Genomic DNA, 25,294 nt, shown 5'->3' on the forward strand with positions numbered 1-25,294 from the left:
AGTCTCTCAGCCGGCGGGCAGGGGCAGTTCGGCGTAGACCGGGCGGTGGTCGGAGCGTGGCAGTGCGTGCACCGACACCGCCCGGACCGCGATCCGCCGGTCGACCAGCACGTGGTCGATGGTGACCGGCGGGATCAGGTCCCCGTCGTACGGGCCCCAGGTGCCGGTCAGGCCGGCGCCGAGCGAGTCGGCCGCGTCGACGTACCCGGTGGCGATCAGGTCGCGCAGCGGCTTGTGGTCCAGCGTCGAGTTGAAGTCGCCGGCCAGGATGCGCAGCGGCCCGTCCGGGGTGGCGGGCGGCTCGGCGTACAGGTCGGCCCGCCAGGCGCCCAGCGCGGACAACGCGTACGGCGCCGTCGGGTGCGCCGACTCGACCAGCACCGGCGGCGCACCGGGCACGCCGACCGTCGCGTACGCCTGGGTGAAGTTGAAGCCGCCGACGTGCTGGCGGATCCCGACGGCGCTCAGCGGGTAGCGGCTGTAGAGGCCGGAACCGGCGACGCCGGGGATGGGGTTGAGCTGCCGGTGCGGCAGCAGGCCGGCCAGGCCGGCGCGGTCGAGCGCGGCCTGCGCGTCCGGGGTGAACTCCTGCACGGCCAGCAGGTCCACCCGCAGCTCGCGGACCAGGGCCACCAGGGCGTCCGGGTCGGCACCGCCGACCAGCAGGTTGGCGGTGAGCACCCGCACGGTCGGCCCGCCGGCCGGCGGCTGGTCGTCCGGCAGCGCCCGCGGCAGCACCGCCGCGATCAGCGCCGCGGCGGCCAGCAACGCGACGCCCGCGGCGGCCCAGCGCCGCAGCGCGAGCGCCAGCACCAGCGGCACCAGCGCCCACCCCGCCACGTACGGGGTGAAGGCCAGCAACTGCACCAGGCCGCCCCGTTCCAGCCCGCCGATCCGGATCACCGCCCAGCCGAAACCGGGTGCCACCAGCAGCCAGCACAGGACGGCCGGTACGGTCCGGCGCCACCGTCCCCCGGCCGGCGGCGCGGTCCCGTGCGCCGGCTCGATCACGTCCACGCTCATGTCGGTGAACGTAGTCGAGAAGTGTGTGGGTTTCGTGTAGGCGCGGTGTCCGTCCCGTGCGAGCCTCCGGAAAACGGTGCGCGAAAAACGAATTCAATACGCTTCCCTCGGCCCGGACCGTCTCTTTTCGTGGGCGGGTCGAGCCGCGATTTGTTGTCGTTGACGTGCTTCTTTGCCGGTGTTATGTTCAGCCTCGACTCCAGGTTGGAAACCCTTCCTGAGCTGCTGCTTCACCCGTTCGCCGCGACGCGGCCTTCACAATTTCCCGTGCTTTCCGGCTGGCCTGGCGCATTTCTCGCCGACCGTGTGAACAAAACTCCGAAAATTGTTCCGGCGACTGGTCGTCCGGATCGGGTGCAGAAGGAGGGTCTGATTGATGCGTACATTCTTCCGTCGCAGGTCGGTCGCGGTGGCGGTCGGGGTGCTGGTGCTCGCGCTGACGGGTGGCGGTGTCGCCGTGGCCTCGGCCAGCGAAACCAGCCAGCCCGCGTCCGGAGCTCCCGCGCCGCCGCCGCTGACCCCCCAGAAGGCCCTGCAACTCCAGCCACCCGAGTTCGGGACGAGTGGCCCGACGCTCCGCCGTCCGTTCCACCCGCAGCCCAGGGGGGCGACCCTGTCCGCCCTGGTCGACCGGGACGGCACCCTGGTCCGGGGCTTCCACGCGGTCTCGGCGGTCCGGGTCGGGGTCGGCCAGTACCAGGTCAGATTCGACCGGGACGTGAGCGTTGCGGTGTACGTCGCGACGCTCGGCCTGCCCGGCAACCAGTTCGTCCCGCCACCGGGCGAGGTCGGCGTCACCGGTCGGGTCAACGACGTGAAGGGGGTCTTCGTGCAGACGTACAGTTCCGTCGGAGTGGCCTCCGACCTGGCGTTCCATCTCGTCGTCGTCGCCTGACGACGGCACCGGTCCGTCGTCGGTCCGGCCCCACGGCCCGGACCGACGGCGGATCGCCGTCTTCGGGGCCTCGTCGGCACCGGGGGCCGACGACGGGAGGGCAAGCCGACAAGTTCTCATGTTTGCTCACCGTCAGGGCGGGAAGGTTGCGCCGTGACGGACATCTCGGACACCTTGGCCAGCCCGCCCAACCCGACCGAGACCGAACCGCCCCCGGCCGGGCCCGGGGCGCCGGCCACCGACCTGGAACAGGCCCTGTTCGAGGTCAAACGGGTCATCGTCGGACAGGACCGGCTGGTCGAACGCCTGTTCACCGCCCTGCTCGCGGACGGACACTGCCTGCTGGAGGGCGTACCCGGGGTGGCCAAGACCCTCGCGGCGCAGACCCTCGCCACGGTGGTCGGCGGCACCTTCGCCCGGATCCAGTTCACCCCGGATCTGGTGCCCTCGGACATCGTCGGCACCCGGATCTACCGCGCGTCGAAGGAGGACTTCGACGTGGAACTGGGCCCGGTGATGGCGAACCTGGTGCTCGCCGACGAGATCAACCGGGCGCCGGCCAAGGTGCAGTCCGCCCTGCTGGAGGCGATGGCCGAGCGACAGGTCTCGATCGGTGGCCGCAGCTACCGGGTGCCGGACCCGTTCCTGGTGCTGGCCACCCAGAACCCGATCGAGTCCGAGGGCGTCTACCAGCTCCCGGAGGCGCAGCGCGACCGGTTCCTCATGAAGATCACCGTCGACTACCCGTCCGACGTGGACGAGTTGGCCATTCTCTACCGGATGAGCGCCGACCGGCCGACCGCCCGCGCCGTGCTCGACCCACGCCGGCTGCGCGCCCTGCAGGACCGGGCCAGCCAGGTCTTCGTCCACCACGCCCTCGCCGAGTACGTGGTCCGCCTGGTGCTCGCCAGCCGCGACCCGGTCCGGTTCGGCGTCGGCGACATCGCGCCCCTGCTGGCGTACGGGGCGAGCCCGCGGGCCACCCTGGGCCTGGTGTCGGCCGCCCGGGCACAGGCCCTGCTGCGCGGTCGGGACTACGTGTTGCCGGAGGACATCCGGGATCTCGCGGCGGACGTGATGGCGCACCGGCTGGTGCTCTCCTTCGACGCCGTCGCCGACGGGGTGTCGCCGGACTCGGTGGTCCGGCGGCTGGTCGAGGCGGTGCCGCCGCCGCAGATCGCGCCCGCCCAGGACGCCTCCGTACCCGACCTGGTGGTCGCGTGACCGGCGACCCGACCCTGCGCGATCTCGTCCCCGAGCGGCAGGTGCGCCGGCTCGAACTGACCGTCAGCCGCCGACTCGACGGGCTGCTGCACGGCCAGTATCTCGGGCTGCTGCCCGGCTCCGGCAGTGAGATCGCCGGCAGCCGGGAGTACCGGCCGGGCGAGGACGAGGTGCGCCGGATGGACTGGGCGGTCACCGCCCGTACCCAGCTGCCGCACGTGCGCGAGGTGGACGCCGACCGGGAACTGTCCACCTGGCTGCTGGTCGACGCCACCCCGAGCATGGACTTCGGCACCGCCGACCTGGAGAAGCGGGAACTCGCCGTGGCCGCCGTCGCCGCCGTCGGTTTCCTCACCGCCGGTGCCGGCAACCGGCTCGGCGCGTACGTCATCGGCGCCGGCGGGGTACGCCGCCACCCGGCCCGTACCGGCCGGTCGTACCTGCTGGGGTTGTTGCGGACGCTGCTCGCCGCGCCGCGTGGCGCGCCCGGCGGGCGGACCCCCGGGTTGGCCGACGCGATCGACCAGTTGCTGCGCGGCACCCCGCGCCGCGGCCTCGCCGTCGTCGTTTCCGACTTCCTGGACGGGCTGCCGGACGACGGCGTGTCGCCGCCCGGCTGGGAGGCGGCGATGCGCCGGCTCGCCGTCCGGCACCAGGTGCTGGCCGTCGAGATCAGCGACCCACGGGAATGGGAACTCCCGGACGTCGGGGTGATCACCCTGGTCGACCCGGAGACCGGCGAACGGCGCGAGGTGTCCACCGGCGACCCGCGGCTGCGGGACCGGTACGCCGAGGCGGCCGCCGCCCAGCGCGAGCTGGTCCGGCGGGCGCTGCGCCGGGCCGGCGCCACACACCTGCCGCTGCGCACCGACCGGGACTGGGCGGCGGACATCGTCCGGCACGTACACACCCAGCGGCGGCTGACCGTCGCCGGCCGTGGCCATTCGGTGGGCGTTCCGGGAGGGCGGCGATGACCTGGCAGTCGCCGGAACGGCTCTGGCTGCTGCTCGGCGTGGCCGGCCTGATCGCCGTATACCTGATCCTGCAACGCCGGCGCAGCCGGTACGCGGTCCGGTTCAGCAACCTGCGGCTGCTCGGCCGGGTCGCCCCGCACCGACCGGCCTGGCGCCGGCACCTGCCGGCCGGGCTGTTCCTGGCCATGCTGGCGTTGCTGGTGGTCGGCTTCGCCCGGCCCACCGCCGACGTGCGGGTGCCCCGGGAGCGGGCCACCGTGATGGTGGCGGTGGACGTCTCCACCTCGATGCTGGCCGGCGACGTCGAACCGGACCGGCTCAGCGCCGCCAAGTCCGCCGCGCAACGCTTCGTCGACCTGCTGCCCGACGAGTTCAACGTGGGCCTGGTGGCGTTCGCCGGCAGCGCCGCCGTGCTGGTGCCGCCCGGCACCGACCGGCAGGCGCTGCACGACGGGATCAAGCGGTTGGAGGAGGGCAGCACCGGCGTCCAGGGCACCGCGATCGGTGACGCCATCCAGACCAGTCTGGAGGCGATCCACGGGCTGGACGCGCAAGCCGCCCAGCAGCCGCCGCCGGCCCGGATCGTGCTGCTCTCCGACGGCGCCAACACCTCCGGCCGCGACCCGCAGGAGGCGGGAGCCGACGCGGTCAAGGCCAAGGTGCCCGTCTACACCATCTCGTTCGGTACGCCCGGCGGCTTCATCGACCGGGGTGGGCGACCGATCCGGGTGCCGGTGGACGGGGAGACCCTGCACGCCGTCGCCGAGCAGACCGGTGGCGCCTACCACGAGGCGGCGTCCCGCAGCGAACTGAAGGACGTGTACGAGGACATCGGCACGTCGGTCGGCTACCGGATCCAGAAGCAGGACATCTCGGCCCGGTTCATCGGCCTGGCCCTGCTGCTGGCGATGGCCGCCGGGACCGGCTCGATGGTGTGGTTCTCCCGCCTGCCCTAAAGGAGTGACCGATGGCAGTGCAGACCGGACTCGGCGAACCCAGAGGCCCCTGGTTCATCTCACCGGACCTCGACCAGCACGGCAACGTCCGGTGTCCCGTACCGGATCCCGGTTCCCGGGGTCGGCGGTGGCGCCGACGGCTGCTGTTCGCGCTCGCCGTGGTCGCCCTGTCCACCGTCTCCGGCGGGCTGGCCGGCGGCTACGTCGCCCAGCAGAACCACACCCCCGGCCCGGCCGCCTCGGCCGCCGCCCCGGTGCCGCCGGATCTGGTCAACGCCGCCGCCAAGGTGACCCCGGGCGTGGTGTCGGTGCTGGTGAACGGGCCCGGCGGCGCGGCCACCGGCTCCGGCTTCGCCATCGACGACCTGCAGCACATCATCACCAACGACCACATCGTGGCCCGTGGCAACGGTTCCGCGGTGACCGTGGAGACCCCGGACGGCCGGCGGATGGAAGCCACCGTGGTCGGCCGGGACGCGAACAGCGACATCGCCGTGCTGAAGGTGCCACCGGACGCCCACCTGAGTCCGTTGCAGTTGGCGAAGCCCGGTGGCACCCGGGTGGGCGAGTCGGTGCTGGCGGTGGGTTCGCCGCTGGGCCTGCCCGGCACGGTGACCGCCGGCATCGTCAGCGCCCTGGACCGGCCGGTGAAGCTGGGCAACGCCCGGCACACGGCGGTGCAGACCGACGCCTCGATCAATCCGGGCAACTCGGGCGGCCCGCTGGTCAACGCGCGCGGCGAGGTGGTCGGGGTGAACACGGCCATCGCCACCATCGACGGCAACGGTTCGATCGGGATCGGCTTCGCCATCCCGATCGAACAGGCTCAGCAGGTCGCCGACGGCATCATCGGCAAGGGCGGCTGAACCCCGGGTACGCACCGGGACGGGCTACGCCACCTTCAACTGTTCGTCACCGAAGTCGGCGATGAGCTTGAGCGTCCCGCCCAGGGCTGCTACGTAACGGTTGAGAACTTCCTGGGTGGACACGTGCCCACCCTCGATCTGGGAGACCCGGGCCACCGAGATGCCCATCCGGGCGGCAACCTGGTCTTGCGTCAGCCCTCGCCGCTTGCGCATGTCCGCCAGGCGCCAGCCCCGGGCCTCATCCAGCATCTGCCTCATCGCCGCGTCGAACGCCTCCCGACCGCACTCCCTCGCGTCCGACCGATGACCGCCGGCCGCTAGTGAAGCAGCAACGTCGGGGACTTTGCTGCCTCGCTCGCAGGACGAAGCAGCAATGCCGGGGATTCTGTCGCTTCGAGCGCGGCGTGGCGCGCCGCCGTGCGCGCGGCGCAGTGCAGTGCGGGGTGCGGGAGGGCGGCGGGGAGTCGGTGGGCCGGAGGAGAGGCCACCCGTTCGGTTAGCCTGGCGGTGTGGCGGATGATCTGCGGGTGAGTGACCGGCTGGTCATCCCGGCTGCCGAGCTGCGGGAGCGGTTCTCCCGGTCGTCCGGGCCGGGCGGCCAGGGGGTGAACACCACCGACTCCCGGGTGGAGCTGAGCTTCGACGTCGGTTCGTCGCCGACTCTGCCGGACTGGCTGCGGGACCGGATCCGGGAGCGCCTCGCCGGCCGGCTGGTCGACGGGGTCGTCACCATCACCGCCAGCGAGCACCGGGCGCAGCTGGCCAACCGGGAGGCGGCCCGGGAACGGCTGGCCGCCCTGCTGCGCGAGGCGACCGCCCCGCCCCCGCCACCCCGCCGGCCCACCAAGCCGAGCCGGGGCGCCAAGCAGCGCCGACTGGACGACAAGAAACGCCAGTCACTGCGCAAGCAACAACGCCGCGTCGACGGCGACTGACGCCCTCTCGCGCCCGTGGCCACCGGGTTTCATGATCGCTGACAGTTTTTCGGTTGCCACCCCGGCGTGTCGTACCGGAAATCCGTCAGTGATCAGGAGCTGCATTCGCCGGGCGGTCAGAGCAGGCCGTCGGGGCGGACCCAGGCGAGGAAACGGGAGCGGAATCGGACCGGTTCGTCGGCCGTCGACGGTCGGGACGAGCGGCCACTCACCCCGGGGGCTGGCCGCCTACCGGAGTGCCTGCCGGGCCTGCTCGGCAATCTCCAACTCCTCGTCGGTGTGCACCACGCAGACGGTTACCGGTGAGTGCGGCGGGGAGATGACAGACTCGCCCCGCGCGTTGCGGTCCGGGTCCACGGCGATGCCGAGCCCGGTCAGGCCGTCCAGGGCGGCGGCCCGCACGGCGGGGGAGTTCTCCCCGACGCCGGCGGTGAACGAGATCGCGTTGAGCCGACCGAGCAGCGCCAGGTACCCGCCGACGTACTCCTTGACGCGGGTGACGTACACGTCGAAGGCCAGCGCGGCGGCCCGGTCCCCGGCCTTGCGGCGGCGCAGGATCGCCCGCATGTCGTTCTCGCCGGTCAGGCCGCGCAGCCCGCCCTCGTGGTTGAGCAGGTCGTCGATCTCGTCGACGGACAGGCCACCGACCCGGTGCAGGTGGAACACCACCGCCGGGTCGATGTCGCCGCTGCGGGTGCCCATCACCAGGCCGGGCAGCGGGGACATGCCCATCGAGGTGGCCACGCTGCGCCCGCCGCGCACCGCGCAGGCGCTGGCACCGTTGCCCAGGTGCAAGCTGATCACGTTGATTTCGGCCGGCGGGCGGCCGAGCAGCAGAGCGGTACGCCGGGAGACGTACGCGTGCGAGGTGCCGTGGAAGCCGTACCGGCGGATGCGCCACCGCCGCGCCACCTCGACGTCGATCGCGTAGCTGGCCACCGCCTCGGGCATGGTGGCGTGGAAGGCGGTGTCGAAGACGGCCACCTGCGGTACGTCCGGCAGCAGTTCGCGGGCCACCTCGATGCCGGCCAGGTTGGCCGGATTGTGCAGCGGGGCGAGCGGGATCAGCCGGCGCACCGCAGCACACACCGCGTCGTCGACCACCGTCGGGGCGGTGAACTCGGCGCCGCCGTGCACCACCCGGTGGCCGACCGCGGCCAACCCGGACAGGTCCAGCCCGGACAGTACGGCCCGCAGCGCGGCGGCGTGATCGGCCGCGTCGCCGCCCGGCTCGCCGATCCGTTCGACCAGGCCGTGCGTGACGGGATCGGTCCCGTCGAAGAGGCGGTACTTCAGTGACGACGAACCGGCGTTGAGGACGAGCACCCGGTCGGTCACGCCGGTCCTCCGCTGCGCTGCGGACCGCCGCGAGACACCGACGCACCGCGCCTGATGGTTCGCTCCCTACGGTCGCTCACGCCGTCGCCGCCTGGATCGCCGTGATGGCCACCGTGTTGACGATGTCCTTGACGGTGGCGCCCCGGGACAGGTCGTTCACCGGCCGGCGCAGCCCCTGCATGACCGGGCCGACGGCGACCGCCCCGGCCGAGCGCTGCACCGCCTTGTAGGTGTTGTTGCCGGTGTTCAGGTCCGGAAAGACGAACACGGTGGCCCGGCCGGCGACCGTGTCGCCGGGCAGCTTGGCGGCCGCCACCGCGGGGTCGATCGCGGCGTCGTACTGGATCGGGCCGGCCACCGGCAGGTCGGGCCGGCGCTGCCGGACCAGTTCGGTGGCCGCGGCGACCTTCTCCACGTCGGCACCGGCGCCGGAGCTGCCGGTCGAGTACGACAGCATCGCCAACCGCGGCTCGATGCCGAACCGGGCCGCCGTGTCGGCCGAGGAGACGGCGATGTCGGCCAGCGCGGCGGCGTCCGGGTCCGGGTTCACCGCGCAGTCGCCGTACACCAGCACCCGGTCGGCGAGCAGCATGAAGAAGACGCTGGAGGCCACCGAGACGCCCGGCACGGTCCGGATGATCTCGAACGCGGGACGGATCGTCGCCGCGGTGGTGTGCGCGGCGCCGGAGACCATCCCGTCGGCGTGTCCGGCGGCGACCATCAGCGTGCCGAAGTAGTTCACGTCGCGGATCACGTCGCGCGCCAGGTCCAGGCTGACCTGACGGTGTTTGCGGGCCTCGGCGTACGCGGCGGCGAAGTCGTCCCGCCAGGGGCTGGTGGCCGGGTTCACCAGCCGCGCCGACGCCACGTCGACGCCGAGTTCCCGGGCCCGACGGGTGATCTCGTCGGGGTCGCCGAGCAGGGTCAGGTCGGCCACCTGGCGGCGCAGGATCGTCTCGGCGGCCCACAGGATCCGTTCCTCGGTCCCCTCGGGCAGGACCAGGTGTCGCCGGTCGGCCCGGGCCCGGTCGATCAGGTCGTTGGAGAACATCAGCGGGGTGACCCGGTTCGAGCGGGTGACCTCCAGCCGGCGGGCCAGTTCGGCGGTGTCCACCGCCGCCTCGAACGCGCCCAGCGCGGCCTCCACCTTGCGCGGGTTCGCCGCGCTCAGCCGGCTCTCGATGCGGCTGGCCGCGGCGATCGTCTGGTAGCTGTCCGTGTCGGTCAGCAGGGTCGCCAGCCCGGTGTTCAACCGCTCGATGACCCGGACCGCGCGCCGGTCCGGCGGCTCGCCGAGGGTGAGCACCAGGCCGGCGAGGGTGACCTGGCCGGCGGCGTGCGCGGCGCTGGCGGCCACCAGCAGGTCGGCCCGGTCCCCCGGGGTGATCATCAGCGCGCCGTCGGTCAGGTGGTCGAGCAGGACCGGCACGTGGGCGGCGCCGACGACGAAGCCCCGCACGTCCCGGTCCAACGCGGCGGGCCCGCCGGTCAGCACCGTCGCGTCCAGGGCCGCGGCCACCTCGGCCACCGTCGGCGCGGACACCGCCGGCACCTCCGGGATCGCGTACACCGGCACCGGTAGCCCGTCCGGCACCGGGACGCCGGGGCCGACCCGGTTGGCGACCACGGCCAGGACGGTGGCGTCCAGGTCCACCAGGGAGTGGTAGGCGCTGCGGACGCCGGCCGCGACGGAGCCGGCCGGTTGGTCCAGCCCGTCCACCACGGCCACCACGACGCTGCCGAGCTCGGTCGCCAGCCGGGCGTTGAAGGCCAGCTCGCGGGGCAGCTCACCGGGATGGTCGCCGCCCGCGCCGTCGGCGAAGTCGCTGCCGACCACGACCACCGCGGCGCAGTGGCGTTCCAGGGCCCGGTACCGCTCGACGATGCGGCCGATCAGCTCCTCCCGACGCCCGTCGGCCACCATCGCGGCCGCCTCGGCGTCGGTCACCCCGTACGCGTCGGCGTACGGAACGGGTGTCGGGTACCGGTCGATCAGCAGTCGCAGCAGCGGGTCGACGCCCTCGGCGGGCGCCAGCGGCCGGAAGACCCCGATCCGGGCGGTCCGACGCGACAACAGCTCGGTCAGCCCGAGCGCGATCGTCCCCTTGCCGCCACCTGGGCCCAGACCGGCGACGTAGACTCCGCGTGCCACTCGATCAACCTACCCGAGAACGGTTGGCGAGGACCGGGACCATCCGGACGGCACGCCCGCGGAGGCACCCGCTCATGAGCCATCTTCTGAGATATCCCGCGCGGCTCCGGGCGGGCCGTCGGCAGGTGATCGAGATGCGCCCGCCACGTCGCGGGACAGGATGACGGCGCGGCCGGTGAGGCCGACGGCGAACATGGCGAGGCCGGCGGCGACCGATTGCCAGGGCAGGGTGGCGACCAGGGTCAGGCAGCCGGCCACGCCGAGCACGTTGAGCCAACGCGGCCAGCGCCGCTGGTCGGCCGGTTGGGTGAACGCGGCGGCGTTGGCGATGGCGTAGTAGACCAGCACCCCGAACGACGAGAAGCCGATCGCGCCGCGCAGGTCCACTGTGGCCACCAGCGCACCGACCACCACGGCGAGGGCCACCTCGGCGTGGTGTGGCACCCGGTGGCGCGGGTGGACGGCGGCCAGCCAGCGCGGTAGGTCACCCTGGCGGGCCATCGCCAGACCGGTCCGCCCGATGCCGGCGATCAGGGCCAGCAGCGCGCCGAGGGCGGCGAGCGCACCCCCGACGCGTACGACCGGGGTCAGCGCGCCGGCGCCGGCGGCCTGTACGGCGGTGGCCAGCGGCGCGGCGGCGGTGGCCAGCCGGTGCGGGCCGGCGGCCAGCAGGGCGGCGGTCCCGACGACGAGGTAGACGGCCATGGTGATGAACAGGGCGAGCGGGATGGCCCGGGGGATGGTGCGGCGCGGGTCGTGGACCTCCTCGCCCATGGTGGCGATGCGGGCGTACCCGGCGAAGGCGAAGAAGAGCAGGCCGGCGGCCTGGAAAATGCCGTAGGCGCCGCCGCTGCCCAGGGCCGGCCAGCCGGCCAGGTTCGCCGTGCTCGCCCGGCCGCCCACCGCGATGCCGACCACCACGACGGTCAGGGCGGTCAGGCTCGCGGCGACCAGCACCCGGGTCAGCGCGGCGGTCCGGGTGACGCCCCGGTAGTTCAGCGCCGCCAGGCCCACCACGCCCGCGACCGCCACGGCCCGCTGCGCCCACCACGGGCCGGGCACCGCGTACGAGGCGAAGGTGAGCGCCATCGCCGTACACGACGCGGTCTTGCCCACGACGAAGCCCCAGCCGGCGGTGAAACCCCACCAGTGGCCGAGACGTTCCCGCCCGTAGACGTAGGTGCCGCCGGAGGTCGGGTAGGTGGTCGCCAACTGCGCCGAGGCGACCGCGTTGCAGTAGGCGATGACCGCGGCGATCACCAGCCCGATCAACAGGCCGGTGCCGGCCACCCGGGCCGCCGGCCCGAACGCGGCGAAGACGCCGGCTCCGATCATCGAGCCCAGTCCGATGACCACCGCGTCGCCTGTGCCCAGCCGACGCGCCAACCGGTCCCTGGCACCCGGCCGGGACTGCGACTCGGCCATCCCGCTCCCATCCCCGCTTCCGGTACCGCTATTCCATCAAAATGATTTGATGTAGTCTGCTGCCATGACGTCGACGGGTCAAGCAACTCCGACGTTCCTGCGGCTCGCCGCGCACCCGCTGCGCTGGCGGTTGCTGGCCGCGCTCGCGGGCGGCGACCATCGGGTACGGGAGTTGGTGACGCTGGTCGGCGAGCCGCAGAACCTGGTCTCCTACCACCTGCGGCTGTTGCGCGAGGGTGGCCTGGTCACCGGCACGCGCAGCAGCTTCGACGGTCGGGACAGCTACTACCACCTCGACCTGGACCGGTGCGCGGCCGCGCTGGCCGAGACCGGCGCCGCGCTGCACCCGGCGCTGCGCCCGCCCGCCTCCGCCTCCGTCCCGGCCCGGGCCGCCGTGCTCTTCGTCTGCACCGGCAACAGCGCCCGCTCGCCGATCGCCGAGGCGCTGCTGCGCCACCACACCGGCGGCCGGGCCGAGGTGACCAGCGCCGGCAGTCGGCCCAAGGACCGCCTGCATGCCGAGGCGGTCCGGGTGCTCCGCGACGGGTACGGCATCGACCTCACCGCCCAGCGCCCCCGGCACCTGGACTCGGTCGCCCGCCGCCGGTTCGACTACGTGATCACCCTCTGCGACAAGGCCCGCGAGGCCTGCCCCGACTTCCCCGGCCGTCCCCGACGGGTGCACTGGAGCGTCGCGGACCCCGCCACCGCCGCCGGGACGGACTTCCGGCGCACCGCGACCGACATCGACACCCGGATCCGGCACCTGGTGCCCGTCCTGGGCGCAACCGTTCAGTGAGGAGAAGGCCATGACGGAGACCGACCGGTACGCCAGTGTCCGCTACCTCGTCGACGACGTCCAGGCGGCCGTCGACTTCTACACCACCCACCTCGGCTTCACGGTGAACACCAACGCCGTACCCGCGTTCGCCGACGTGGTCCGCGGTCCGCTGCGGCTGCTGCTGTCCGGGCCGGCCAGTTCGGGTGCCCGGGCCACCCCCGAGGACGCCACCGGCGCCGGCCGGAACCGGATCCACCTGATCGTCGACGACCTGGCCACCGAGGTCGACCGGCTGCGCGGCGCGGGACTGGCGTTCCGCAGCGAACTGGTCTCCGGCCCCGGCGGACGGCAGATCCTGCTCGCCGACCCGGCCGGCAACCTCGTCGAACTGTTCCAACCCGCCCACCGGACCGCCATACCCTGACCGGAGCAGCGGCACGAGCGGGTCCGGCCTCGCGTCAGATCTTGACGACGGTGACGCGGCTACCGCACAGCGCGCGGAGGTCGTCCGGGTCTGAGGTAACGATTGTGGCTGGCTCGGGGGCGGCGAGGGCCGTGGCGCCGAGCATGGCGTCGATGGCGTACTTGTGGCCGTGCAGACCGGCGTTGGCGAGCAGGGCAGCCGCGTGGCGGGCGATGGGTTCGGTGACCGGCTCGACTATGAGGCGGGACAGGGTCCAGTCCAGCGCCGGTCGGTTGATCCGCGGGTGGACCACCTCAACGAGGGTGGCCGCTGACGTGATCACGCGTAGGTCGTCGGCGCGGGCAAGAGCAAGCCAGCCGGTGATCGTACGGTTGCGCAGGACAGCTTGGGCCAGGCCTTCGCTGTCAAGGACGAGGGTGCCTCCGGGAACGGCGGGGGACCGGGTCACGCGGCGTCTGCCGTGTTGCGTGGCTGCTGGCGGCGAGCCTGCAGGAGTTGGTCGCGCAGAGCCTGGATCTCGTCGTCCGTGATGGGACCGTGTTCGGCCTCGGCCACGGCGACGAGTTCGTTGAGGTTGTCCCGTTCAATTTGGCGGGCGACGGCGGCGGTGACGTAGGCGGACAGTCCCGAAGGACCGCTCCGGGCCTTGGCGGCGTCCGCGATGTCACGCGGCATGGTGATCGAATATTTGCTGGTGGGATCAGTCATGCCACTAATCCTACCGCGCATCCTCCCCGTTGTTGCATGATCGCGGCGGATGCGGAACTCCCCGGCGCGCCGGAGTCAGGCGAACAGCAGGACGGACTTGCGGGTGGCGCCGCCGAAGGTGAGGGTCCGGGCCGGGTTGCCCGCTCCGGCGGTGACCGCCGCGGCGAACGTGATGCTCGTCCCGGCCACCATCTGGTGGTTCTCGTTCGGGCTGGCCACCACGAACTGTCCGCCGTAGTTGGCCGGGTCCACGCTCACCGTCAGTTGCGCCAACAGTTGCCGGTACGGCGCGGGATTGCCGGGGTACTCGTAGACCGCCTCGATCCGGACCAGGTCCCCGGGCAGCAGCCCGCGCAGGTCGAGCTTGACCTGGTGGGCCACGTAACCACTGCCCGGCAGCGAGTACGCGTAGTTGCCGTCGCTCCAGCGCAGGTTGTGGAAGGCGCCGTCGGTCGGGATGGTGAAACCGCGGGCCGCGGTGACGAGATTGGCTGCTTTCACGTCGAGTTCCCCTGGTGCCGAAGTTCCGATCATGGTGGCGAAGTCGGCGGCGGTGCCACGGAAGGCGTTGGCGTCGCAGGTCCGCTGCGCCCCGATCCGCGCGGTGCTGGTGTACTGCCAGATCCGGGGCAGGGTGAGCGGGCTGCCGTACGCCGTCCAGCCGGGCCCGGTGTCGCCGCCGGCCCGTTGGTAGGCCGTCGTGAAGTTCTCGTCCAGGTTGTACGGATAGTTGGCGTTCCACCGGGGGAAGTCGCCGAGCGGGCTGGTGCCGTACTGGCCCTTCGAGGCGTACATCAGGGCGGTCTTGGCCGTCCGGGCCTCCAGCTCGTTGGCGACCTGGACCCCGACGGACGGGGAGACCTGGTCGTACGGCCAGCGTTCCAGGTCGACCTGCCAGAAGAAGCCGGGGAAGGCGGACCACCACGGCACCTGGCTGTTGGCGTAGCTGACGAGCGTCCCCGCCTGCGTCGCGGCCGGCACCCCGGAGCGGACGACGACGTACATGCCGAGGAACGGGATCCGGGCGTCGCGGGCGGTGGCCAGGATCCAGCCGCAGTGCTGACTGCGGAACACCGCGGACGGCGACTGTTCGGTGCCCTTGCAGGTCAGGAACGTGATGCCGAGTCCGGCGGCGTCGGTCACCCGGGCCCGGGTCAGGCCCCTGCCGACGTCGTAGTCGCTGGTGTCCCAGCCGAAGAGCGTCACCGCGCACACCTCCGGCGCAGGTCGCGAACGAGTGGGGTGTCGACAGGCCCCGTCGCCGGTCGTGCGCCGTCCACCACCGGTCGGCCGGTAACTGGTGGCCGGTGGCCCGTGGCCGGTGGCCGGTGGCCGGTGGCCCGGTCGGTGGAACGTGTAAACGAACCATACGCGTCCAGGTCACGCGACATAACCCCTGGTCAGGGGGTTTTCATTGTCCGCGTGACGACACCGCGGCGTCCGCGCCGGGGACGCCTCAACGCAACACCGGTACGCCCTCGCGGCGGCGACCCAGGTCCGCCTGACCCCGGCCGAGCGCGTCGGCGAGCCCCCACCGACCGGGAATGTTGAGCAGGTCGATCCGGTCGATGCTGGCGGGCACCGCGGGCTGGGTCACCAGGTATTCCTCGACCGGTTTCAGCCCGAGCAGGGTCCGCAGGAACATGAGCGTCGCACCGGTCGACCAGGCCTGCGGGCTGCACGCGCTCGGGTACTCGACCGGGTGCTTGGTATCGGACCGCTCGTAGCCGCCGAAGCACTCCGGCAGCCGACCGCCGAAGGTGTAACCCGCCTCCAGCACGCTCTCGGTGACCAGGGCGGCCTCGGCGGTGAAACCGTACCGGCGCATGCCCAGGGTGATGAACGAGTTGTCCCACGGCCAGACCGCGCCGGTCTGGTAGCCGATCGGGTTGTACCGCGCCGCGCTGGTGGCCAGGCTGCGGATCCCCCAGCCGGTAAACATCCGCGGCCCGACCAGATGCTCGACGATCCGGCCGGCCCGGGATTCGTCGACGATGCCGCTCCACAACAGGTGCCCGATGTTCGAGGCGAGCGCGTCGACCTGCCGGCCGTCGGAGTCCAGCGCGACCGCGTAGTAGCCCAGCCGCCCGATCCAGAAGTCCTCGTTGAACCGTTCCTTCAGCGCCTCCGCCTGCTTCTCCAACCGGTCGGCCATCGTCGGGTCGCCCCAGAACAGCCGGGCCATCCGGGCCGCCCGCATCCGGGCGTCGTACGCGTAACCCTGCAGTTCGCAGGTGGCCCGGGGCAGTCCGGGCAGCGACCCGTCGGCGTAGCTGATGGCGTCCGGTGCCTCCTTCCACCCCTGGTTGATCAGGCCGGCCCGGCCGCGCGGCTGGTACGCCAGGTAGCCGTTGCCGAGCAGGTCGCCGAACTCGTCGAGCCAGTGCAGCGCGGCACGTGCCTCCGGCTCGAGTTCCCGGACCAGGTCCGCGTCGCCGGTCCACCGCTCGTACTCGTCCAGCAGGATCAGCCACAGCGGCGTGGTGTCCGCGCTGCCGAAGTACGGCGACAGCGGCCGTTCCTCGAACGCGGCGGTCTCGCCGTACCGGAACTCGCGTTGGATCTTGCCCGGTTCCTCGTCCCGGAAGTCGTCGAGGTTGTTGCCCTGCACGATGCCGAGGAACGTCAGCGTGCTCTTGGCCATCTCGGGTACGAACGGCAGGGCCTGGAAACTGGTGATGATGCTGTCCCGGCCGGTGATGGTCATCGCCCAGGGCAGGCCGCCGGCGGGGAAGGCCGCGTTCGGGTTGGTCAGGGCACGGAACCGCAGCGCCGCGAGGTCGACGACGCTGCGCTGGTAGGTGACCGTCAACGGCTTCCAGTCGCAGTCCAGCCGGGGCATCTGCCGCACCCACTCGTCGAGTTCCTGGCGCAGCTGGTCGTTGGACCGGTCCCGCCGCGCGCCGAGCAGGTCCCGGATGTCCCGCCCGCCCGGGGCGAGCGCGAAGGTGACGACGCGGAGCTTGAAGCTGGTCTTGGCGTGCGCCTCCAGGTGCACCGGGATGCTGAGCCCGCGCCGGTCCGGCTGGTTCTGGGCCGAACACGCGACGTTCGCCTCGCGGCGGAACCGGCCCCGCTGGTAGCCCAGCGTCAGCCGGCCGTTCTCCACCCGGGCGTAGTGCTCACCGACCTGCGGGTTGCCGTCCCGGATCCGGGCCAGGTCGCGGAAGTCCGCCGCCACCTCGACGCGCACGTCCAGGTCGACCGGTTTCCGGTCGTGGTTGAAGATGGTCACCTTCTCCAAAAAGCCGCCGCCGATGGAGCGTTCCCGGATCACCGAGACCTTCGCGTCGACGTAGTGCGTCGGCGCGCCGGGCACCAGGAAGAACCGGCTCTCGAAGTACGTCGTGTCGTCGACCGACAGCGAGTTCAGGGGTTCGCCGTTGATTCGCAGCAGCCAGCGGGACAGGTAGCGGGTGTCGAAGGTGAACAACCCGGTGGCCGTGCTGGGCGAGGCGTCGATGTCGCCGTTGCAGTCGCTGACCACGAAGGTCTGACCGTCCAGGATGCTGATCCTGTCCGCCATCATCGTGGCCGCCCCTGGCTCCGGACCAGCTCCCGGTCCCGTCGGTTCGGCGGCGCGGTGCGCGGCACGTCGCGCGGGTGCCGCGAGCCGGGCGGGCCCGGTAGCAACCGCTCGAGCAGGACGAGGAACCGCAGCTGCCCCTCCAGGAGCAGGTCGTTGCGCAGCCACGCGGCAAGTGGTTTCACCTCGCCGAGGGCGATCCGGTCCATCACGGCCGGTTCGATGCGGATCACGGCGTTGGCGTCGACGTGCTCCTGGCTCACCCGTACGTCACCTTTGTCGATCGTGACCAGCCAATGGTTGCTGCGTTCACCGTCGGTGATGTCGAACCGGACAGTGCCGGTGGTCTTCTTCAACCGCGGCACGTTTCCCCACCGGCTGAGCCGGTCGAAGAACTCACCGGTGGTGTCGTTCATCGCACCGCCCTTCCATCCCGAATGGCCCGGACGGCAGGGCGGGTTCCCGTTCGACGGCGGATTCCACCTCCACCGGGCACGCCGGTTCGGTCAGTCGATCCCGACCAGAGCCGCGCACACCTCGATCAGCCGGCCGCGGAGCCGGCCGGCGCGCGCCGCGAACTCCCGTTGACCGGCGACGTACTCGGCCTTGCCCTCCGGCGTCTCGATGGCCACCGGTCGTTCCCCGTAGGAGGAGAAGTCGTACGGGGACGCCCGCATGTCGAGCAACCGGATGTCCCTGGCCAACTCGAAGCAGTCGAGTGCCAGTTCCCCGGGAACCGCGGGACCCAGCTTGGTCGCCCACTTGTGGCAGTCCATCGAGGCGTGCAGGCAGCCCGGCTGGTCGAGTTCCACCTGGCTCTCCCTGGTGGGCCGGAGCCGGTTGAGACCGACCGCTTCCGGCGTGAAGAACCGGAACGCGTCGAAGTGCGTACAGCGGATCTGGTGCGACTCGACCACCGCGTCGGTGCCCTCCTGGCCGAGTCGCAGGGGGAGCGGGTGCCGGTGCTCACGCTGGCGGTACACCATCGCCCACTCGTGCAGGCCGAAGCAGCCGGTGAAGGCCGGCCGCGAGGCGATCGCGGACAGCAGTCGACGGATGAAGCGCACCGACTCGGCCCGGTCGGCGAGGAACGCCTCGACGTCGAGGCGCACGACGCCGTCCGCGTCGGTGGCGTACCAGCGCCACCGGCGGTGTGCGGCGGGACCGTCCGGCCCGGGCGCCAGGGCGAGGCCCACGCCCGGGTGCCAACGTCGGAGCACGGCGGGGCGGGTGCCGTAGTAGTCGTACAGGAAGTCGTCGATCGCGTGCCGCTCGCCCGTCGCCCGGCGGGCCCGATGGCCGGCGGTGAGGGCGTCGGCCCGCTCGGCGTGCGCGGCCTGCCGGGCCCGCCAGGCCGCGGCGTCGAGCACGACGGTCGGTGCGGGCGCGGTGGTCACCCCACCAGCGTAGAGCCGTCCTCCCGCCGGTCACCGGACCGGTGCTGGGCGCGGAACGGCGGATGGCGGGGTGGTTCAGGTCAGGTTGACCCGGACCCCGGCGGAGAAGACCTCGCTGCGCAGTTCGATCCAGGTCGGTTGTCGGCCGGCGACCGGGAACACCACCGGCACCACGTACCGGTCGCCGGGCGGGACGGTCTCGGCGAACAGGTCCCGGCCACCGTTGACGGCCCGGGTGGCCGCCTCGTCGGCGGTGACCCAGTCGCCGGTGGGCAGGTAGGCCCGCTGCATCGGGGCGTACCACTGCTGTCCGCGCGGCGAGACGTTGCGCAGGCCGACGGTGGCCACGCACTGCCGTGCCCCGGGCGGGCAGCTCATCCGGTAGACGGTGAACTCGAATCCGGTCTCCCGCAGTGGTGCGCCGACCGGGCCGGACACCGCCGAGCCGACCCAGGCGCCGCTGGATGGTTGCCGGTTGGCGTTCATCGCGGTGACCCGGCTGGTGGCGGTCCACAGCGCGGCCACCGAGGCACCGACCAGCAGCACCAACGCCACCGCCATCATCGCCCACAGCGGCGGGCGGCGGCGGGGTGTGGGCGCGCGCGGCGCCGGATCGCGCGGCTTCGGATAGACGTTCGGCTCGACGTGGGCGAGCAGTTCGTTCGCCGCCGCCCGGTCGTGCCGCTGCCGCCGGCGTCGGGCCCGCAGGGTCAACGCGACGGCGGCGGCCAGCAGCACCAGGATCGCCGCCACCCCGGCCGCCGTCGTGCCGCGCCACCACGGCGTCGAGGCGGTCCGGACCGCCGTCGGCGCGCTCCAGGTGGCGGTCGCGCAGTCGTCCGGCACCAGCCCGAACCCGGTGAAGGCACAGGCCGGCGCGGTCACCGCCGGGGTCGCCGCGGCGTTCATGGTGGCGCTGACCGTGGTGGCGGTGAACGGCGGGATCCGCAGCCGCCAGCTCAGCTCGGTGACCCCGGGCCGGACGGCCGAGTCGGTGGCCCGGCCGTCGTCGCTGATCGCCAGCGGGGTCACCCCTGGCGGCAGTTCCTGCCGGACCGTGGCCCACACCGGCGCGACGCCGCCGTTGCGGACCTCGATCTCGTACCCGGGAAGCGACCGGCCGGCCGGCGTCACCGCGACGGTGACGTTCGTCGGAGGCGGCGGCGGGGCCGCCGACGCGACCGGGCTGGGCGGGGCCGGCGCGCCGGCCGAGGACGCCGGCGCGGTCGGCTGGTCCGTCGGGGTGGCGGGCACCACCGCCGCCGCCGGCGCCGCGGGCGCCAGCAGCGTCACCGCCGCGACCACCGCCGCCACCAGCGCCGTCAGCGCCGGCCGGCCGGCGGTGCCCGGCGCGATCGTCGGTACGCGTCGCCTGCTCGACCTGGACATCTCGCGACCTCCCCTTCGCGACCTTTGCGACGCCGACGCTAGGCGCCGGCCGTCGGGCCTCGCGGGGGAAGGCGGGAAACCGGGCCACGGGCGCGCGGCCGGGGGTATGGTCCCGGGCGCCACCGCGCCCGCCGGGCCGTGGCCAGGCCGACTTCCGACCCGGGTACGACTAGATTGGCCAGGTGCGATTCTCACGTTTTGTTCACTCCGGCGGAGTGTCTTTCGGTGTGGTCGAGGGCGAGCGTTCCGCCACCGGCCTGGGCGGGCTCACGGTGGCGGAGGTCGCCAGCACGCCGTTCGAGGACGTCCGGTTCACCGGTCAACGGTGGGCCCTGGCGGACGTACGGCTGCTCGCCCCGATCTTCTCCAGCAAGGTGATCGGGGTCGGCCGCAACTACGCCGAGCACGCCGCCGAGCACGGTGCCGAGGTGCCGAAGGAACCGCTGATCTTCCTCAAGCCGTCCACGGCGGTGATCGGCCCGAACGACGCCATCCGGCTGCCCGTGCAGTCCAAGCAGGTCGAGCACGAGGCGGAACTCGCCGTGGTGATCGGACTCACCCCGGGCCGGCGGCTGAACCGGGCCGAGGCGGCCAAGGCGGTCTTCGGCTACACCTGCGCCAACGACGTCACGGCCCGCGACCTGCAACGCTCGGACGGGCAGTGGACCCGGGCCAAGGGCTTCGACTCGTTCTGCCCGATCGGTCCGTGGATCGAGACCGAGCTGGACGTCGCCGATCTCGAGGTGCGCTGCGAGGTGGGCCGCGACCCGGAGCAGATGGAGACCCGACAGCTCGGCCGGACCCGGGACATGGTCTTCGACGTGCCCGGCCTGGTGTCGTACGTCTCGCACGTGATGACGCTGCTGCCCGGTGACCTGATCCTCACCGGCACCCCGGCCGGGGTCAGCCCGCTGGCCGCCGGGGACATGGTGACGGTGAGTGTCGAGGGTATCGGTGAGCTGTCAAACCCGGTGGTCGCGCTGGACTGAACGGGCGGTGACGGGCGGGGCCGAGGGGGTCGGTGGTAACCCGATTTGGCCTCGCCCACCGGGTCCGGTAAAGTTCATCCTCGGTGCGACAAGCACCGATGGGGTATGGGGTAATTGGCAGCCCAACTGATTCTGGTTCAGTTAGTCTAGGTTCGAGTCCTGGTACCCCAGCTTCCGGAGCCCTCACAGGGGCCCCGGGTGCTGGCTCTGGTAGAGTTCGGCAGCGTTGATCGAGAGATCAACGAGCAGGAAAAGTTCTGGCCCCGTCGTCTAGTGGCCCAGGACGCCGCCCTCTCAAGGCGGTAGCGCCGGTTCGAATCCGGTCGGGGCTACAGGTTCCAAGCCCGCGTCACTCACGTGACGCGGGCTTTTTCATGATGCACCCCGATAACTCTCATGATGCACCCCGGTAACTCTCCGTGTCCGGAGAACACCAAATTGTTGTTCCCAAACGCGGGCGGCGAGGCTCGGCAGCACGCTGACCAGGTCAGGGGTTGGCGGCAGGGTGACCCGCGTCGGGATCAAGCCTGACCGCCCAGAGCGGGTCACCCTGCCGCCAACCCCACCCGAAGACCAGGGCGAGCAGAGAAAAGATCAGAGACCACTAAGACGCTGCCCCGCCCGCACCACAGCCATCGCGTGCCGCTCACCCGGCCGGCGGCCGAGCCGTTCGATCGGTCCGGAGACGCTGACCGCCGCGATGACCCGACCGGTACGGTCCCGGATCGGCGCCGAGACGCTCGCCACACCGGCCTCCCGTTCGGCGACGCTCTGCGCCCAGCCGCGTCGGCGTACCTCGGCCAGGGTGCGGCCGGTGAACTTGCACCGGGGCAGCAGCGGCATGACCGCCTCGGGCGGCTCCCAGGCGAGCAGCACCTGAGCCGCGGAGCCGGCCGTCATCGGGAGCACCGAGCCGACCGGCACGGTGTCCCGCAGGCCACTGGAGCGCTCGGCGGCGGCCACGCAGAGCCGCTCGTCCGCGCGCCGCAGGTACAGCTGCGCGCTTTCGCCGGTGGCGTCCCGCAGCGCGGCCAGCAGCGGCTCGGCCGCGGTGAGCAGCACGTCCGGGGCGGCGTTCGCCAGCTCGCCCAACCGGGGGCCGGGGCGCCAGCGGCCCTGGCTGTCCCGGACCAGCATCCGGTGGATCTCCAGCGCCTGCGCCAGCCGGTGCGCGGTGGCCCGGGGCAGCTTGGTGCGATCGACGAGTTCGGCCAGGCTGGCGCCGTCGACGCAGGCGGCCAGGATGACCACCGCCTTGTCGAGAACGCCGACACCGCTCATACTGTGTCCCACGAACCGAAACATACCTCCCAGAATTTAGGATGTCCAGATGGTGGGAGTCACTCCACAGCCGTCCTCGCCGAGGACTTTGGCCGAGAAGGTCTGGGACGCGCACGTCGTCCGGTCCGCCGAGGGTGAGCCGGACCTGCTCTACGTCGACCTGCACCTGCTGCACGAGGTGACCAGTCCGCAGGCGTTCGACGGGCTCCGGTTGGCCGGCCGGACGGTCCGGCGTACCGACCTGACCGTGGCGACCGAGGACCACAACACCCCGACCGGGTACGCCGACCGGTCCGCCGAGGGACGCCGGGGGGACCTGCTGACCGTGCAGGACCCGACCTCGCGTACCCAGTTGGAGACGCTGCGCCGCAACTGCGCGGAGTTCGGCGTCAAGCTGCACGCCCTGGGCGACGACCGGCAGGGAATCGTGCACGTCATCGGCCCGCAGCTCGGACTGACCCAGCCCGGTATGACCATCGTCTGCGGCGACTCGCACACCTCCACCCACGGCGCCTTCGGGGCACTGGCGTTCGGGATCGGCACCAGCGAGGTCGAGCACGTCCTGGCGACCCAGACCCTGCCGCAGATCCGGCCGAAGACGATGGCCGTGACGGTGACCGGCGAACTGGGCCCCGGCGTCACTCCGAAGGACCTGGTGCTGGCGCTGATCGCCCAGGTCGGCACCGGCGCGGGCCGGGGCCACATCGTGGAGTACCGGGGGGAGGCGATCCGCCGGCTCTCCATGGAGGGGCGGATGACCATCGCCAACATGTCGATCGAGTGGGGCGCCAAGGCGGGCATGATCGCGCCGGACGAGACCACCTTCGAATACCTCAAGGGCCGGCCGCACGTCCCCGCCGGGGCCGACTGGGACGCGGCGGTGGAACACTGGCGCGGCCTGGTCACCGACCCGGACGCCCGGTTCGACGCCGAGGTTCACCTGGACGCGAGCCGGATCACCCCGTTCGTCACCTGGGGCACCAACCCGGGCCAGGGCAGCGCGCTGGCCGACACCGTGCCGGACCCGGAGTCGTTCGCCACCGAGGCGGAACGCACCGCCGCGCGGCGGGCGTTGGAGTACATGGCGTTGCGGCCCGGCACCCGGCTCCGGGACGTACCGGTGGACGTGGTGTTCCTCGGCTCGTGCACCAACGGGCGGCTGGAGGACCTGCGGGCCGCCGCCGACGTGCTGCGCGGTCATCGAATCGCCGACGGGGTACGGATGCTGGTGGTGCCCGGCTCGGCGGCCGTCCGGGAGGCGGCCGTGCAGGAGGGCCTGGACAAGGTCTTCACCGATGCCGGGGCGGAATGGCGGTTCGCCGGCTGCTCGATGTGTCTGGGCATGAACCCGGACACCCTGCGGCCCGGCGAGCGCTCCGCCTCCACCTCCAACCGGAACTTCGAGGGCCGGCAGGGCCGGGGCGGGCGCACCCATCTGGTGTCGCCGCCGGTCGCCGCCGCCACCGCCGTGGCCGGCCGGCTGGCCGCCCCCGCCGACCTGTAGACAGGGAGCCACAGACGATGGAGAAGTTCACCGTGCACACCGGTACGGCGGTCCCGCTGCGCCGGTCCAACGTGGATACGGATCAGATCATCCCGGCCGTGTACCTCAAGCGGGTCACCCGGACCGGATTCGCCGACGGGTTGTTCAGCGCCTGGCGGGAGGACCCCGAATTCGTGCTGAACGATCAAGCGTATTCGGGTGCCTCGATTCTGGTGGCCGGCCCGGAGTTCGGCGTCGGGTCGTCCCGGGAGCACGCCGTCTGGGCATTGAAGGACTGGGGATTCCGGGCCGTGCTGGCGCCCGGCTTCGGCGACATCTTCCGCGGCAACTCGCTCAAGGAAGGGCTCCTGCCGGTCGAGCTGCCATTGACGGCGATTGAGGAACTCTGGGACCGGGTGGCGGCCGATCCGACCCTGCCGATCGAGGTGGACCTGTCCGCCCGCGAGGTCCGGGCCGCCGGGTCGACCTGGCCCTTCCCGCTGGACGACTTCAGCCGCTGGCGGTTGCTGGAGGGCCTCGATGACATTGGACTGACCCTGCGCCACGAGGCGGCGATCGCCGCCTTCGAACAGCGTCGGTCGGCTCTGCTGCCGGTGGTGGGATAGCCGCCCGGATCGGGCCCGGGATACCTCCCGGGCCCGCCGGATTTCCTTGCCAACCCACACCTTCCGGCGCTCTCCCCAACACCGGCACGAACGAATCCGTTACGACACAACGGATTTTTTCGAGCAGATGTTTGTGTCTGGGTGTCATAGGGCATACCGTGCGCGCAGAATGGCTCGCGTTGAGTCCAGTTGCACATTGGGAGGGAAGTCGTGAACAAGGCCGAGCTCATCGAGGCGCTCTCGGAGCGTCTCGGGGACCGGAAGACGGCAATGTCGGCGCTCGACGCGGTTCTCGCGGAGGTTCAGGCCGCGGTCACCAAGGGCGACCGTGTGGCGATCACCGGCTTCGGAGTGTTCGAAAAGCGCGTCCGAGGCGCGCGAACAGCGCGCAACCCGCGTACCGGTGAGGCGGTGAAGGTCAAGAAGACATCCGTGCCGGCCTTCCGGCCCGGCGCCGGCTTCAAGGAGATGGTCGCCAGCGGCAAGGTGCCGAAGGCCACCGCCGCCGCGAAGAAGACCGCGACGGCCGCGAAGGCGACCAAGACGACCGCCGCCAAGAGCACGGCGGCCAAGAAGACCACCACGAAGGCGGCGCCGAGCAAGACGGCGGCCGCGAAGAAGACCACGGCCAAGAAGACCACCACCAAGGCCACCGCCGCCAAGAAGACCGCGGCGGCCAAGAAGACCACGGCGGCCAAGAAGACCACCACCAAGGCCACCACGGCGAAGAAGACCACGGCGGCCAAGAAGGCCCCCGCCAAGAAGGCCCCCGCCAGGAAGGCGCCGGCCAAGAAGTCAGCCGCCCGTCGCTGACCCGGCCCTCGGAAAGGGCGTCCACCGGCCCGGTGGACGCCCTTTCCGTGTCCGGCCACCCCTCCGGGTGGACACGGCGGCCCGAAGGC

The 25,294-nt window shown here is 72.2% G+C and carries 25 protein-coding genes and 2 tRNA genes; 14 read left to right on the forward strand and 13 right to left on the reverse strand.

The window, feature by feature from the left end:
• Positions 1 to 6: 6 nt before the first annotated feature.
• Positions 7 to 1,023, reverse strand: a complete 1,017-nt coding sequence (locus tag ACFOX0_RS03520) for an endonuclease/exonuclease/phosphatase family protein (protein ID WP_377542003.1) — start codon at positions 1,021 to 1,023, stop codon at positions 7 to 9.
• A gap of 376 nt (positions 1,024 to 1,399) precedes the next feature.
• On the opposite strand from ACFOX0_RS03520, the gene ACFOX0_RS03525 reads away from it, so the two are divergent.
• The 5 genes from ACFOX0_RS03525 (at position 1,400) to ACFOX0_RS03545 (ending at position 5,938) form a co-directional block, all read left to right on the forward strand.
• Positions 1,400 to 1,918, forward strand: a complete 519-nt coding sequence (locus tag ACFOX0_RS03525; protein WP_377542004.1) for a hypothetical protein — start codon at positions 1,400 to 1,402, stop codon at positions 1,916 to 1,918.
• Between the two features lie 153 nt (positions 1,919 to 2,071).
• Positions 2,072 to 3,142, forward strand: a complete 1,071-nt coding sequence (locus ACFOX0_RS03530; RefSeq protein WP_377542005.1) for an AAA family ATPase — start codon at positions 2,072 to 2,074, stop codon at positions 3,140 to 3,142.
• The gene (locus ACFOX0_RS03535) at positions 3,139 to 4,116 is read left to right on the forward strand and encodes a DUF58 domain-containing protein (protein ID WP_377542006.1); all 978 of its coding nucleotides are present in this window, start codon (positions 3,139 to 3,141) and stop codon (positions 4,114 to 4,116) included. The genes ACFOX0_RS03530 and ACFOX0_RS03535 overlap by 4 nt, the downstream gene beginning before the upstream one ends.
• Positions 4,113 to 5,072, forward strand: coding sequence for a VWA domain-containing protein (locus tag ACFOX0_RS03540; protein WP_377542007.1), 960 nt, complete (start codon positions 4,113 to 4,115; stop codon positions 5,070 to 5,072). The genes ACFOX0_RS03535 and ACFOX0_RS03540 overlap by 4 nt, the downstream gene beginning before the upstream one ends.
• A gap of 11 nt (positions 5,073 to 5,083) precedes the next feature.
• Positions 5,084 to 5,938, forward strand: coding sequence for a S1C family serine protease (locus tag ACFOX0_RS03545; RefSeq protein ID WP_377542008.1), 855 nt, complete (start codon positions 5,084 to 5,086; stop codon positions 5,936 to 5,938).
• A gap of 24 nt (positions 5,939 to 5,962) precedes the next feature.
• On the opposite strand, the gene ACFOX0_RS03550 is transcribed toward ACFOX0_RS03545, so the two are convergent.
• A complete protein-coding gene (locus tag ACFOX0_RS03550; protein WP_377542009.1) occupies positions 5,963 to 6,196 on the reverse strand; it encodes a helix-turn-helix domain-containing protein in 234 nt (77 codons plus the stop codon).
• Between the two features lie 251 nt (positions 6,197 to 6,447).
• On the opposite strand from ACFOX0_RS03550, the gene arfB reads away from it, so the two are divergent.
• The gene (gene arfB / locus ACFOX0_RS03555) at positions 6,448 to 6,873 is read left to right on the forward strand and encodes an alternative ribosome rescue aminoacyl-tRNA hydrolase ArfB (RefSeq protein ID WP_377542010.1); all 426 of its coding nucleotides are present in this window, start codon (positions 6,448 to 6,450) and stop codon (positions 6,871 to 6,873) included.
• Positions 6,874 to 7,101: 228 nt separating this feature from the next.
• Here arfB and ACFOX0_RS03560 read toward each other — a convergent pair whose 3' ends face one another.
• The 3 genes from ACFOX0_RS03560 to ACFOX0_RS03570 form a co-directional block, all read right to left on the reverse strand.
• Positions 7,102 to 8,211, reverse strand: coding sequence for an acetate kinase (locus tag ACFOX0_RS03560; RefSeq protein WP_377542011.1), 1,110 nt, complete (start codon positions 8,209 to 8,211; stop codon positions 7,102 to 7,104).
• A gap of 76 nt (positions 8,212 to 8,287) precedes the next feature.
• Complete coding sequence (gene pta, locus ACFOX0_RS03565) at positions 8,288 to 10,363, reverse strand: phosphate acetyltransferase (RefSeq protein WP_377542012.1); 2,076 nt, start codon at positions 10,361 to 10,363, stop codon at positions 8,288 to 8,290.
• A gap of 72 nt (positions 10,364 to 10,435) precedes the next feature.
• Positions 10,436 to 11,788 (reverse strand): APC family permease, encoded by a 1,353-nt coding sequence (locus ACFOX0_RS03570; protein ID WP_377542013.1) that lies wholly within the window; start codon positions 11,786 to 11,788, stop codon positions 10,436 to 10,438.
• A gap of 64 nt (positions 11,789 to 11,852) precedes the next feature.
• On the opposite strand from ACFOX0_RS03570, the gene ACFOX0_RS03575 reads away from it, so the two are divergent.
• Together ACFOX0_RS03575 and ACFOX0_RS03580 are read left to right on the forward strand one after the other, a co-directional pair.
• Positions 11,853 to 12,587, forward strand: coding sequence for an arsenate reductase/protein-tyrosine-phosphatase family protein (locus ACFOX0_RS03575; RefSeq protein ID WP_377542014.1), 735 nt, complete (start codon positions 11,853 to 11,855; stop codon positions 12,585 to 12,587).
• Between the two features lie 10 nt (positions 12,588 to 12,597).
• Positions 12,598 to 12,993 carry a VOC family protein gene (locus ACFOX0_RS03580; RefSeq protein ID WP_377542015.1) on the forward strand — a complete coding sequence of 132 codons (396 nt, stop codon included), beginning with the start codon at positions 12,598 to 12,600 and terminating at the stop codon, positions 12,991 to 12,993.
• A gap of 34 nt (positions 12,994 to 13,027) precedes the next feature.
• Here ACFOX0_RS03580 and ACFOX0_RS03585 read toward each other — a convergent pair whose 3' ends face one another.
• From ACFOX0_RS03585 to ACFOX0_RS03615, 7 genes are all read right to left on the reverse strand, one after another.
• Complete coding sequence (locus tag ACFOX0_RS03585; protein ID WP_377542016.1) at positions 13,028 to 13,441, reverse strand: PIN domain-containing protein; 414 nt, start codon at positions 13,439 to 13,441, stop codon at positions 13,028 to 13,030.
• Positions 13,438 to 13,701: a hypothetical protein gene (locus ACFOX0_RS03590; protein WP_377542017.1), complete on the reverse strand. Its 264-nt coding sequence runs from the start codon at positions 13,699 to 13,701 to the stop codon at positions 13,438 to 13,440. The genes ACFOX0_RS03585 and ACFOX0_RS03590 overlap by 4 nt, the downstream gene beginning before the upstream one ends.
• 75 nt (positions 13,702 to 13,776) lie before the next feature.
• Positions 13,777 to 14,907: a hypothetical protein gene (locus ACFOX0_RS03595; protein WP_377542018.1), complete on the reverse strand. Its 1,131-nt coding sequence runs from the start codon at positions 14,905 to 14,907 to the stop codon at positions 13,777 to 13,779.
• 250 nt (positions 14,908 to 15,157) lie between these two features.
• Positions 15,158 to 17,230 carry an amylo-alpha-1,6-glucosidase gene (locus tag ACFOX0_RS03600; RefSeq protein WP_377542019.1) on the reverse strand — a complete coding sequence of 691 codons (2,073 nt, stop codon included), beginning with the start codon at positions 17,228 to 17,230 and terminating at the stop codon, positions 15,158 to 15,160.
• The gene (locus ACFOX0_RS03605) at positions 17,227 to 17,643 is read right to left on the reverse strand and encodes an SCP2 sterol-binding domain-containing protein (protein ID WP_377542020.1); all 417 of its coding nucleotides are present in this window, start codon (positions 17,641 to 17,643) and stop codon (positions 17,227 to 17,229) included. Before ACFOX0_RS03605 ends, ACFOX0_RS03600 begins: the two co-directional genes overlap by 4 nt.
• Before the next feature lie 90 nt (positions 17,644 to 17,733).
• Positions 17,734 to 18,624, reverse strand: coding sequence for a 3-methyladenine DNA glycosylase (locus ACFOX0_RS03610; RefSeq protein WP_377542022.1), 891 nt, complete (start codon positions 18,622 to 18,624; stop codon positions 17,734 to 17,736).
• A 75-nt stretch (positions 18,625 to 18,699) separates the two neighbouring features.
• A complete protein-coding gene (locus ACFOX0_RS03615; protein WP_377542023.1) occupies positions 18,700 to 20,013 on the reverse strand; it encodes a hypothetical protein in 1,314 nt (437 codons plus the stop codon).
• Between the two features lie 182 nt (positions 20,014 to 20,195).
• On the opposite strand from ACFOX0_RS03615, the gene ACFOX0_RS03620 reads away from it, so the two are divergent.
• From ACFOX0_RS03620 to ACFOX0_RS03630, 3 genes are all read left to right on the forward strand, one after another.
• A complete protein-coding gene (locus ACFOX0_RS03620; protein WP_377542024.1) occupies positions 20,196 to 21,002 on the forward strand; it encodes a fumarylacetoacetate hydrolase family protein in 807 nt (268 codons plus the stop codon).
• A gap of 99 nt (positions 21,003 to 21,101) precedes the next feature.
• Positions 21,102 to 21,173, forward strand: a tRNA-Gln gene (locus ACFOX0_RS03625).
• An 88-nt stretch (positions 21,174 to 21,261) separates the two neighbouring features.
• A tRNA-Glu gene (locus ACFOX0_RS03630) sits at positions 21,262 to 21,334 on the forward strand.
• Positions 21,335 to 21,596: 262 nt separating this feature from the next.
• Here ACFOX0_RS03630 and ACFOX0_RS03635 read toward each other — a convergent pair.
• Positions 21,597 to 22,283, reverse strand: coding sequence for an IclR family transcriptional regulator (locus ACFOX0_RS03635; RefSeq protein ID WP_377542025.1), 687 nt, complete (start codon positions 22,281 to 22,283; stop codon positions 21,597 to 21,599).
• A 49-nt stretch (positions 22,284 to 22,332) separates the two neighbouring features.
• On the opposite strand from ACFOX0_RS03635, the gene leuC reads away from it, so the two are divergent.
• The 3 genes from leuC (at position 22,333) to ACFOX0_RS03650 (ending at position 25,205) form a co-directional block, all read left to right on the forward strand.
• A complete protein-coding gene (gene leuC / locus ACFOX0_RS03640; protein WP_377542027.1) occupies positions 22,333 to 23,787 on the forward strand; it encodes a 3-isopropylmalate dehydratase large subunit in 1,455 nt (484 codons plus the stop codon).
• A gap of 17 nt (positions 23,788 to 23,804) precedes the next feature.
• A complete protein-coding gene (gene leuD / locus ACFOX0_RS03645; RefSeq protein WP_377542029.1) occupies positions 23,805 to 24,392 on the forward strand; it encodes a 3-isopropylmalate dehydratase small subunit in 588 nt (195 codons plus the stop codon).
• A gap of 210 nt (positions 24,393 to 24,602) precedes the next feature.
• Positions 24,603 to 25,205, forward strand: coding sequence for an HU family DNA-binding protein (locus tag ACFOX0_RS03650; protein WP_377542030.1), 603 nt, complete (start codon positions 24,603 to 24,605; stop codon positions 25,203 to 25,205).
• The last annotated feature ends 89 nt before the right edge of the window (positions 25,206 to 25,294 follow it).

Source organism: Micromonospora zhanjiangensis, assembly GCF_042650605.1.
In the GTDB taxonomy this organism is placed as follows: Bacteria; Actinomycetota; Actinomycetes; order Mycobacteriales; family Micromonosporaceae; genus Micromonospora_J; species Micromonospora_J zhanjiangensis.

Coding starts and splice junctions, on each gene's coding strand:
- ACFOX0_RS03540 (WP_377542007.1), top strand. CDS start 4,113: ATGACCTGGCAGTCGCCGGAACGGCTCTGGCTGCTGCTCGGCGTGGCC.
- ACFOX0_RS03570 (WP_377542013.1), bottom strand. CDS start 11,788: ATGGCCGAGTCGCAGTCCCGGCCGGGTGCCAGGGACCGGTTGGCGCGT.
- ACFOX0_RS03590 (WP_377542017.1), bottom strand. CDS start 13,701: ATGACTGATCCCACCAGCAAATATTCGATCACCATGCCGCGTGACATC.
- ACFOX0_RS03605 (WP_377542020.1), bottom strand. CDS start 17,643: ATGAACGACACCACCGGTGAGTTCTTCGACCGGCTCAGCCGGTGGGGA.
- ACFOX0_RS03550 (WP_377542009.1), bottom strand. CDS start 6,196: ATGAGGCAGATGCTGGATGAGGCCCGGGGCTGGCGCCTGGCGGACATG.
- ACFOX0_RS03600 (WP_377542019.1), bottom strand. CDS start 17,230: ATGATGGCGGACAGGATCAGCATCCTGGACGGTCAGACCTTCGTGGTC.
- ACFOX0_RS03575 (WP_377542014.1), top strand. CDS start 11,853: ATGACGTCGACGGGTCAAGCAACTCCGACGTTCCTGCGGCTCGCCGCG.
- ACFOX0_RS03580 (WP_377542015.1), top strand. CDS start 12,598: ATGACGGAGACCGACCGGTACGCCAGTGTCCGCTACCTCGTCGACGAC.
- leuD (WP_377542029.1), top strand. CDS start 23,805: ATGGAGAAGTTCACCGTGCACACCGGTACGGCGGTCCCGCTGCGCCGG.
- ACFOX0_RS03545 (WP_377542008.1), top strand. CDS start 5,084: ATGGCAGTGCAGACCGGACTCGGCGAACCCAGAGGCCCCTGGTTCATC.
- ACFOX0_RS03520 (WP_377542003.1), bottom strand. CDS start 1,023: ATGAGCGTGGACGTGATCGAGCCGGCGCACGGGACCGCGCCGCCGGCC.
- ACFOX0_RS03615 (WP_377542023.1), bottom strand. CDS start 20,013: ATGTCCAGGTCGAGCAGGCGACGCGTACCGACGATCGCGCCGGGCACC.
- leuC (WP_377542027.1), top strand. CDS start 22,333: ATGGTGGGAGTCACTCCACAGCCGTCCTCGCCGAGGACTTTGGCCGAG.
- ACFOX0_RS03635 (WP_377542025.1), bottom strand. CDS start 22,283: ATGAGCGGTGTCGGCGTTCTCGACAAGGCGGTGGTCATCCTGGCCGCC.
- ACFOX0_RS03525 (WP_377542004.1), top strand. CDS start 1,400: ATGCGTACATTCTTCCGTCGCAGGTCGGTCGCGGTGGCGGTCGGGGTG.